Here is a 9,278-nt window from a genome sequence, read left to right on the forward strand (position 1 = left end):
GTGAAGCCAATATGGAAGCCGTAAAAAATCTTCCCGCAGTCGGCGGTGAAATACTGGGTAGCGAAGTGCGTTTTCATATGGGGGACGGGAATGCTTCTGTTGAACCTATTGGCGGGCAACATTCTTTGAGTTCGGCAGTCGATAAGTCCGCCGAACAAACTCAAACGGAACCGGTGGTCGATTCCCCAGCAAATCCGGCAGTACCTGTGGACAAATCAAAGATTGAGTTGCCCAAGGAAGGGGCTTTCTATCTTCTGGAACATGGTGCAAGCCCCTACCAGTTTGACGACAAGCAATCTGATTCCTATTACGCACGGGTGATCGACCACGTCGGCAAAGAAAAAGTAATTTGGGGAGTGGACCTGGAGTGTGCATTCGAAGATGCAGAGGCCAATGCAGGGGAATATATCACGCTGGAAAACCAAGGGAAAAAGAGCGTTCGGGTTCAAACCAAGGACGATGATGGCAAGGAAGTATGGATAGATGCTGAGCGCAACAGCTATGCGGTCAGCGTCCTGCCCAAGGAGCAGGCCATTCAGGAAAAAGCCCCGCCTCTGCACGCGCCTGATGTTCTGAAAGCCCCGGCAGAAGATATCGCTGCAGAAATCGGGGAGATTGCCAAAGCTTCGGAATCGTCGCCTATGGATCCGTTCGCGCAAAACACATCGCCTAATCGATCTGCGCCAGAAGCCCTGAAGTATCCCCGCAAATCCCCTCCTGAAATTCTCATGACATCCCGTAGGGGCGCACCTTACGTGAAAGACCATGGCGACCAGATCGCGGTCACCCGCAGAGCCACCCTGGCGATTACCCGGCGCGGCAAAGATGAGCGGGAACAGGCCATTTCTACGGCTCTGATGGCTGCGCGGGAACGATTCGGAGAACCTGTTCGAATCTATGGCAATAAGGCGTTTGTGGATGAGACCATCAAACAGGCTGTCCAGCAAGGCATTAAATTGGAGCCTGCCGGTCACTATGCCGAGAAGGAATATGCCCGGGTAATGGCTGGTGAACTGAAGCTCAGAGAGAAAGCGCTGCAGGCCGGTAACATGGCTCCGTCGAAAAGTAAGGAAGTGCACAAAGGGCAAGGGCTGGGAATTGGCTAGCTGGTTAAAGGGACGCCACATGATCCGGCAACTGGACGTATTGGCTGTTCTGTACGCGGTCGAGCACAAGCCGATGGCATCGCTCGGTGAAGACGACCTGCTGTCTGCCCGTATTCAATTGCTGACTGACCTACAGGCCAGTACCGACGGTGTTCGTGTGGCTGAGGCGGTGAAGGAGTGTGGCATCGTGATGAGGGACCACGGACATTTGTCGGACTGGATGGCCGCACCGCACGATCAGCCACTGAAAGCGGCGTTGCGGATTCTGATAACGGCAGCGGTTGGTGAAGCGATGAAAAATGCGATGCCAGGCGCCGGTGATGGTGATGATAAGGTTTTGGCAAGCATAAAAGGGATGGTGCGAGATCTGTTGGCGGTGTGGGAATGTGCGCTCATTGGTGTTACCACCCGTGCCGCCGAACTTTGCCGCCGCCAACTGGGCCGGGATCTGGCCGCCGTTATGAAGATACTGGAAGCATTCGGCATGATTCAGAAGACGGTGACAATCCTGGCACTGCCGGCACCAACAGCAATGATGTAACCGGCATAGGTGCAATGCCTCCGCTATACCCTCATAGCAACCGCTTTCTTTAATACGAAACTGACACGCCGGAGATGGGAAGCCCGGCGTCTTCCGAAGCCGCTTTTGGTCAAGGCAGCTTCGGAAGACGATCACAAGAGAAATCATCATGCTCATTCTGGTTCGACCGCACGCCTCGATACTTGACGGACCTGCCGTGGCTCTTTGGCTTGCCCGGGAAAGAAATATGCGCAACACCCTGTTTGCTGTGGACCCGGACTATGCGCGCCATCCCATCAAGGCGCCGCTACTCAAAATGTACGGGTGGGTCGTCGGCCGCCATCGGATGGTGGCTATGGATGGTCGTCGGCCTTTTGCGCTACGCCGGGTCTTAGAGGATATGGCTGCCGGACGAAATGTCGTGATCTTCCCCCAGGGCACGGGTTTATCGGACCCAGAGCGGCCAGATCAGCCCGGTATGGGGTGGCTGTTGCGCAAAATCCCCGGCGTTCCTGTGGTGCAGCTTCATCTGGATCATGCTTGCCGTTGGCCGTCTGTAACCGTGCAGGCGGACCACTGGTTCACTGTTGACGGAACAGAGTTGCCCATGTTTCCACGTATTACCTGGTAAAGGACTTTTCGGATGACTGACATCGATGCGCTGGCGGGCCTGAATGAGTTACTGAACATCGCGGACAAGCCTCAGGCACCAAAAAAAGCGCGGCATTCCTCGGACGGTGCCGGGTCGAAAGTGCGACCGACCAGGACAGCGGATGCGGAATCTGCCCAGGCGAAGGCCCCAGCACAAAAAGCCGCTTCGGAAGCTGATAGCACGCAACCCCCGCCGGATCTCGCAACCATCATGGATCGGCTCAACGGCATCGATGCCAGAGTGGAGGATATCTATCGGGAAGTGCAACTATTGCAGGGTGGCGATGTTGAAGAAGATCCGGATGATTCGCCACCTTCCCCGGTCGTGGCTCCTGAACTTGCAACAGAACCGACACCACAACAACCCCTGATCCAGTTACCCAAGATCAATGAGGAAGTTCTGCTGGAAGCCGCCGTAGGCAAACTGTTCCAGACATCCATGCAAATGCGCCTATCATTTGCAATGCTGCTGGGCGCGTTTCTGTCCGTAGTGGCTTTTGCCCTCGGTATGGGGTACGGGGTCATCATCGAGAGTGGCAAGTATCCATTCTGGTACGCGCAGGGCGCGGAAAAAGGCTTTGCCGCAGCGTTGATCACCACGATTGCCGCACCCGCCGGCGTCCTGCTCTTGCCGGTGATCGCCGGGGCTCTCTGGCTGGCTTCCAGAGAATTCCGGGCGGAAGGGCACATGCAATACGGCAATTATTGCCGTTGGGCCTCTCTCGCTGTTTTATTGTTGGCCGTGGCTGCCCCGTTCCTGGTGTAGTGGATGCCCAAGAGCACAAAAACACCCACAACCTACATAGGATCAAAGCTCCAAAGAGAGCTGGATCGCAATAACGACCGCCATGAGCACGAGGAAGACTATCCTCTGGGCCGTGGGCGACCCGTGGCCTCCCGAATCCACAATCAGGTTCATCGCTCACGCGGATCCATGCCGAAGATTCGCTTTCATCTTCCAAGGATCGGCAATCATTATCCCGTAAAGCCCATGTCGAAAGGACCGGCTCACCAGGGTGCGAAGCGGCGGGCGATGGTTAAGGTAGCTTATGTCACGAATAAAAAGCCAGGCCAGTGGCAGGCCCACGGAAAATATGCGGAGCGCGAGGGTGCCCAGAAGGAAGGCGAAAAAGGGAAAGGATTTGATGCGCGAGAGGATGAGGTCTCTCTGCATGTCAGTTTGAACCAGTGGCAGGAGGAGGGCGACCCGCACCTGTTCAAGGTCATTTTGTCTCCAGAAGACGGAAGCGATCTGGATCTGAAAGAGTATACCCGCGTATTCATGCACCGGGTTGAAGCGCAACTCGGCAAATCGGTGGAGTGGGCGGCTATCGACCACTACAACACCTCTCATCCGCATGTGCATCTGATGATCCAGGGAAAGGATGGCCTCCAGTTATCACCGGATCTGATCCGGCGTGGGATGCGGAGTATGGCGGAAGATATTGCTACAGAAAGGCTGGGTTACAAGTCTGAACTGGAGGTCCTCAAAGCGCGTGAGCACGAGGTGGGCATGCGCAGGCTCACCAGCATTGACCGAGATATTGCGAAACGACAGGGCGTGGATCCGGCACATACCCCGCGCACGATCATGAATGAACCCCTGACTGGCACCCATAAAGAGCTGGCGGCGCGTCGGTTGCGTATTGCGCGGATGGAAAAGCTGGAAGAGTTTGGCGTCGCTGAGAAGGTGGGATCCATGACCTGGGCACTGGAAGCAGGGTGGGAAAAAGCGCTCAAAGAAATGGAGAACCTGCAGACGCGCACGAAGCTGGTGGCGCAAGCGCGGGCGTTGATGACCGACCCACGTTGTACGCCTGTGGTAACCCGTGTGAAGCCCGGCGAACGACTCGTCGGGCGTGTGCTGGGCACAGGCCTCGACGAACAATATGACCGACCCTACATTTTGGTGGAAGGGGTAGATAACAAGGCGCACCTCATTTATCAGACGGCGGGCATAGAAAAAGAACGGGCGCAACAGCATCTGCAACCCAGGGCCTTGGTGGCTATCGAGGGACGGTCTTTCGAGAAAGACGGTAAGACCATCGCTTATGCCAAGATCACGGAATATGGACTGTCTATCCCGGATCAGAAATGGCGTGAAACGAAGCTTCCGGATCAATCGCTCGATGATGACCTGGACTGGCGTGAAAAAGCGGGGAAGCCACTCGCAGAGCAGGGGCCTTCCACGGGATTTGCCGCCTATTGGCATGCCCGGCTACTGGAGCGAAGCAAGGCACGGCAGCTGCGAAGAGCAAAAATGGCGGAGCTTCAGACGAAAGAACAGAGGGCAAGACCGGACGTGAACCTTCAAAGCAGTCAGAAGCCCGCCAAAGCCCGCGGTTCTGGTGAGATCAATTGACCTATCTCTGCATGGTGGCCGCTATACCATCAGGGTGCACATGGAAGGATATTAGAAAATGGCATTACCCGTCTTTGCGCGAATCAAGGTAGCCGGTGCTTATGGCGAGAAGCTGCGGGTAGAAGCGGCCGACCGCCGTTTGTCCCACGCGGCGCTTGCGACGGAATACGTCATGCGCGGCATGGATGCGGCGTCTTCAGAAGATGATACCAGTCTGGTCGCTTTCGAGCGGCGTATCGCGGCGACTGTACTTGCCGGTCGGGCGGATATCGAGGCATTGCAAGCCGAGTTGGATCTGGTCGCCGCTATGCTGGACCTGTTCGTCAAGGTGATGCTGGTCCATCTGCCGGAACCCTCCGGTGATGAAAAAGAAGCTATTGGTGCATCCGCTCTACAGCGCTATGACCGATTCATCAAGCAGGTGGCGGAAACCGGATTTGATCGGGACCGACCCAGGGCTATCCGGAAGATTGCGATCCTGCTGGGTCAAAAGGTCGCAGTGGATGAGGACAGTGGTGATGAGTGAGGCCGTTGGTTCCGGCTCAGGCATCGATAAGGCCAAGATCGAAGCGCACACGCGTCTGGTTGAGCAGATGCAACGTATTTTGGGGTCTGACATCTGCGCCGCTTTTCAGGATGAAAAGGTCGTCGAGATCATGGTCAATGACGACGGTAAGGTGCTTGTGGAGCGGCGCGGATCTGGCGTCACGGAGCTGGGGCGGATGGCTCCTGCAAAAGTGCTGAATTTTATTGGCCTGATGGCCCACTTTCGGGAAACGACGGTGGGGCGGGATAGGCCGATTGTCGAGGGCGCGATGCCTGATGAGTTTCTCCGTGCGCGATTCGCCGGGGCCATCCCGCCCATCATGCCGAATCCCACCTTCAGCATCCGGCTTCCGGCGCGGATGGTCTTCACGCTGGATGATTATGTCGCCAAGGGCATCATCACGCAGGGGCAGCAAGAGCACATCATGCGCGCGGTCGAGGACAGAAAGAACATCCTGGTGAGTGGAGGCACGAGTTCGGGCAAGACCACCATGCTCAACGCGATCCTGCACGCGATTTCCGAGCGGTCAGGCCTGGACCAGCGGATCGTCCTGATCCAGGACACCGCCGAGTTGCAATGCGCGGCGCCCAACACGGTGTCCATGCTGACCTATGAGGACTCCGGCGTGGACTTCACCAAACTTCTGAAGCTCACGCTGCGCTACCGACCGGATCGGATCATCGTCGGCGAGGTCCGCGACAAGGCGGCACTGGCGTTGCTCAAGGCATGGAACACGGGGCACCCCGGGGGGCTGGCCACCCTGCATGCAAATAGTCCCCAAGCGGCACTTTTGCGGCTGGATCAGCTTTGCCAGGAGGCCGGCGTACCACCGCAAAAGGAACTGATTAACGAGGCGGTGGATTTAGTCATCCAGATACAGCGCGACCCGACTTATCACGCTGGACGGCGGATCACCGCGATGGAGGATGTGCGATCGGGGGACCATATTTCCGCGTGGCAGCGCCCACCCAGTCGCTTGGCCAGAAAACGCGCGCTATACCAAAAATGAGGGTGCTATACCACAGCAGGAGCGGTACCTATTTACCTGTTCTGTACAACGAGGGGAATCAAGCCATGAAGAAATTTATCCAGCGGTTTGCAGGAATCGTCGCCAAGATCGCCGCCGTCACCGCTGCCGGGATTGGCAGCGCAGTCGCCAATACGGCAGGCGGCAATATGCCCTGGGATGGGCCGCTGAGTAGTATCTATGCGGACACTCACGGGCCGTTGGCCAGCACTCTCATCGGTCTGGCTACCGTGGTGGCTGGCGGTATCTGGATCAAGGGTGAGCACGGCAAGGCCATGCACACCATCCTGGGTGTCGTCGCTGGCGGCGGAATGATGGTCGAGGGTGGCAACTTCGCGACTGACGTGGGGCTCGTTGGTGCTACGATTGGTGGGCATCTTCCGCTGCTGACCATCGCCATGCATGCGGTAGGTCTGTAAGACGCCCACATGGAAGCGCAAGGCACTCGGAGGTTGCCGATTCATGTCTCTCTGACCCGTCCGTTACTCGTGGCGGGCGGGGAAAAAGAGTGGACGCAATATAATTGGCTTATTTGTCTCGGTATCGGCGTCATGCTTGGCCAGCCTTGGGCGTTAGGCGTCATGCTGGTCGTCGCTTCCATCGTTCAGTATTTTCTGCGCAGATCCGCCAAGGACGATCCTCAAGGTCTCGGGATTCTGGAGCGGCATTGGAAATATCAGCCGTTTTATCCGGATGCTGCGGTAGATGGAGCCAAGGGCTACAAACCGCACGAAAAGCAGGGCTTGGGCGAAGGCATCGTGGTGCAGGCGTTCAAACTGTTTTCTCAAGGCAAGAAAAGAAGGGGCAAGTAATCATGTGGTATGCACTTGGACAATTCCCTGAAACCGCTATAGCGCAACAGCCGGTGCCCGTCGTTCGCCCCGTTCATTCTTTCGGAATGCCGCGCGGCCTGCCGGCGGCGCTGAAGAAAGTCATTGTGGTGCCCCGGCGGTACGACCTGAGTGTGGATGCGGCGGTGCGGTATGTCGCACAACACATCGGTTTCCAGGTGTCCACGGTGGGACCAGACCAGGCTCTGCTGGGTGATCACGTGCCTTTTGGCCGGCCAGTTTCCGCATATGCTTTTTTATGGGCTGCAGGAACCGCATTGCCCGGAAACATGGCGATACGGGTCAATGGTTCGGGGTCCGTGCGGGTAGATACCGAGACCGGCGATAACGCATAAGCAAGACGAAGGAAAACCCATCAGATGCTGAACATTCAGGAATTTCGCAAAAAAGTCCGAGCACTTCCAGATTTGCTGAACATCGCTTTTATGGTGGGACAGTACGATTTCGTTAAGGGGCCGTATGCCATTGCCTTGCAGAAGGACGGCTCTTTTCTGTCTGGATTTCGCTTTTCCGGCCCGGATCTGGAGTCCATGTCGGTCAACAACATCAATGCCCTGTCGGGCACCCTCAATGCCGCCCTGGCGCGCCTCGGTAGCGGCTGGTCGGCGCATATTACGTCGATCCGGTACCCGGCCAACGGCTACATTCCAGTCGAAGACTGCCATTTCCCAGATCCGGTATCGCAACTCATCGATGATGAACGCCGCGGTCAATATGAGCAGGAGTCCGCGCACTATCTTTCGGAATACTTTTGCACGATTGCCTGGCAGACGCCGCCGGATGCCGAGACGGGCATGGCCGACGCCATCGTGACCCGTCCTCTTAAGAAGAAAGGACAGTCGAAGGGCATGGGCTTTGAGACGATTATCGGCAAATACCGTCAGGCTTTTGAAAACATTCTTTCTATGTTCAGTTCGCGCTGCAAATTGGTGCCGCTGGATGAACGGAATTTATTGACGCATATTCATGAGTGCCTGACAGGCGATCGCCATCCGGTCAATCCGCCGCATGTCCCCGCCTATCTGGACGTGCTCATCGGACGTCATGACTTTGTGGCCGGCCTGGAACCTCAGCTGGATGGGCGCCATATTCGGGTTGTGACATTTACCGGCTACCCGCAAGACGGTTTCCCAGAGATTCTGGAAGGCTTGAGTAGTGTGTCGTTCCCGCTACGCTATACCACCCGATTCATCTTTCTGGACCCGGTGGACGCTTTGCCGCTCATCGACAAGTATCGCAAGGCATGGTTTGGTGCGCGGCACACTCTCGGGAGTCAGATATCCGCCCAATTCACCGGTGAGGCCAGTACATCGACGTCGGAAGATACAGAGGCTGTTCGCCTGGCGTTCGACGCCCAGCAAGCCAAAGCGGATGCGTCCAGCAGTCTGGTGCGTTTCGGGTATTTTACGGCGACGGTTATCCTGCGGGATGAGGATGAAAATGTTCTGGTAGCTCGGGTGAAAAGTGTTGAAAGCTATCTGAATAATCTGGGATTCGTCGCCAAGGTGGAGACCACGAACGCTGTGGAGGCCTTCTTGGGCAGCATCCCTGGCCACACTTGGGAAAACGTCCGGCGCCCGCTGATGCACTCGGCAAACTTCGTGGATCTGTCACCGAAGACCTCCGTTTGGGCGGGCAGCGAGCGGTGCCCATCGCCGCTGATGAAGCAGGGCGGAAAGCGGGCTCCGGCGCTGCTCTACGCAGCCACATCGGGCTCTACGCCGTATCGTTTCAATCTGCACGTCGGAGATGTGGGGCACGCGATGATTGTGGGGCCGACAGGCGCCGGCAAGAGTACCCTCCTGGCGCTCATGGCCGCTCAGTGGCGGCGTTACAAGGGTGCACGCGTGATCGGTTTCGACAAGGGCCGCAGCATGTATGCGCTCTGCGAAGCCGTGGGCGGCGCCCATTACGACATTGCGGGCGAGCTCAGCGATCTCACGTTTGCTCCCCTGGCCGGGACCAACAAGAGCCAGGCGGAACGGGTATTCGCGGAAGAATGGCTGGAAGCCGCTTGCGAATTGCAGGGCATGACCATTCGCCCCAGAGAGCGGGACGTGATCCATACCGCCATCGAAGGCCTATCACAGGAAGAGGGCCGATCCCTGACGGACGTGCGCTCTTTGCTACAGGATGAGCAGATCAAGGCGGCCATTGGCTTTCCTGATTAGCACGATTTTTCCGCTGTGTTTGGTATTGCCTTCTTCAAAGGCG

11 protein-coding genes are annotated in these 9,278 nt (G+C 57.1%); all 11 read left to right on the forward strand.

Annotated elements, in window-relative coordinates; genetic code table 11:
* On the forward strand, nucleotides 1-1,106 hold a 1,106-nt coding region (locus tag Q0C48_RS04115; protein WP_366937000.1), incomplete at its 5' end, for an LPD7 domain-containing protein.
* Nucleotides 1,107-1,125: 19 nt separating this feature from the next.
* Nucleotides 1,126-1,647 (forward strand): hypothetical protein, encoded by a 522-nt coding sequence (locus Q0C48_RS04120; protein WP_291521820.1) that lies wholly within the window; start codon nucleotides 1,126-1,128, stop codon nucleotides 1,645-1,647.
* Nucleotides 1,648-1,795: 148 nt separating this feature from the next.
* Complete coding sequence (locus Q0C48_RS04125; RefSeq protein ID WP_291521821.1) at nucleotides 1,796-2,257, forward strand: 1-acyl-sn-glycerol-3-phosphate acyltransferase; 462 nt, start codon at nucleotides 1,796-1,798, stop codon at nucleotides 2,255-2,257.
* A gap of 12 nt (nucleotides 2,258-2,269) precedes the next feature.
* On the forward strand, nucleotides 2,270-3,043 hold the full coding sequence (locus Q0C48_RS04130) for a hypothetical protein (RefSeq protein WP_291521823.1): 774 nt from the start codon (nucleotides 2,270-2,272) through the stop codon (nucleotides 3,041-3,043).
* Nucleotides 3,044-3,310: 267 nt separating this feature from the next.
* Nucleotides 3,311-4,639, forward strand: coding sequence for a DUF3363 domain-containing protein (locus tag Q0C48_RS04135; RefSeq protein ID WP_291521825.1), 1,329 nt, complete (start codon nucleotides 3,311-3,313; stop codon nucleotides 4,637-4,639).
* 58 nt (nucleotides 4,640-4,697) lie between these two features.
* Nucleotides 4,698-5,165: a hypothetical protein gene (locus Q0C48_RS04140; RefSeq protein WP_291521827.1), complete on the forward strand. Its 468-nt coding sequence runs from the start codon at nucleotides 4,698-4,700 to the stop codon at nucleotides 5,163-5,165.
* Nucleotides 5,158-6,195 (forward strand): P-type conjugative transfer ATPase TrbB, encoded by a 1,038-nt coding sequence (gene trbB / locus Q0C48_RS04145; protein WP_291521829.1) that lies wholly within the window; start codon nucleotides 5,158-5,160, stop codon nucleotides 6,193-6,195. Before Q0C48_RS04140 ends, trbB begins: the two co-directional genes overlap by 8 nt.
* Nucleotides 6,196-6,260: 65 nt before the next feature.
* Entirely contained in the window at nucleotides 6,261-6,632 is a 372-nt protein-coding gene (locus Q0C48_RS04150) for a TrbC/VirB2 family protein (RefSeq protein ID WP_291521831.1), read from the forward strand.
* Between the two features lie 9 nt (nucleotides 6,633-6,641).
* Entirely contained in the window at nucleotides 6,642-7,025 is a 384-nt protein-coding gene (locus tag Q0C48_RS04155) for a VirB3 family type IV secretion system protein (protein WP_291521833.1), read from the forward strand.
* 2 nt (nucleotides 7,026-7,027) lie between these two features.
* Nucleotides 7,028-7,399 (forward strand): hypothetical protein, encoded by a 372-nt coding sequence (locus Q0C48_RS04160; RefSeq protein WP_291521835.1) that lies wholly within the window; start codon nucleotides 7,028-7,030, stop codon nucleotides 7,397-7,399.
* 24 nt (nucleotides 7,400-7,423) lie between these two features.
* Nucleotides 7,424-9,235 (forward strand): conjugal transfer protein TrbE, encoded by a 1,812-nt coding sequence (locus Q0C48_RS04165; RefSeq protein ID WP_291521837.1) that lies wholly within the window; start codon nucleotides 7,424-7,426, stop codon nucleotides 9,233-9,235.
* Nucleotides 9,236-9,278: the final 43 nt, after the last annotated feature.

This window comes from Acidithiobacillus sp. (assembly GCF_023255755.1).
Classification (GTDB): Bacteria; Pseudomonadota; Gammaproteobacteria; order Acidithiobacillales; family Acidithiobacillaceae; genus Acidithiobacillus.

Coding starts and splice junctions, on each gene's coding strand:
- Q0C48_RS04165 (WP_291521837.1), top strand. CDS start 7,424: ATGCTGAACATTCAGGAATTTCGCAAAAAAGTCCGAGCACTTCCAGAT.
- Q0C48_RS04130 (WP_291521823.1), top strand. CDS start 2,270: ATGACTGACATCGATGCGCTGGCGGGCCTGAATGAGTTACTGAACATC.
- Q0C48_RS04150 (WP_291521831.1), top strand. CDS start 6,261: ATGAAGAAATTTATCCAGCGGTTTGCAGGAATCGTCGCCAAGATCGCC.
- Q0C48_RS04120 (WP_291521820.1), top strand. CDS start 1,126: ATGATCCGGCAACTGGACGTATTGGCTGTTCTGTACGCGGTCGAGCAC.
- Q0C48_RS04125 (WP_291521821.1), top strand. CDS start 1,796: ATGCTCATTCTGGTTCGACCGCACGCCTCGATACTTGACGGACCTGCC.
- Q0C48_RS04140 (WP_291521827.1), top strand. CDS start 4,698: ATGGCATTACCCGTCTTTGCGCGAATCAAGGTAGCCGGTGCTTATGGC.
- Q0C48_RS04160 (WP_291521835.1), top strand. CDS start 7,028: ATGTGGTATGCACTTGGACAATTCCCTGAAACCGCTATAGCGCAACAG.
- trbB (WP_291521829.1), top strand. CDS start 5,158: ATGAGTGAGGCCGTTGGTTCCGGCTCAGGCATCGATAAGGCCAAGATC.
- Q0C48_RS04135 (WP_291521825.1), top strand. CDS start 3,311: ATGGTTAAGGTAGCTTATGTCACGAATAAAAAGCCAGGCCAGTGGCAG.
- Q0C48_RS04155 (WP_291521833.1), top strand. CDS start 6,642: ATGGAAGCGCAAGGCACTCGGAGGTTGCCGATTCATGTCTCTCTGACC.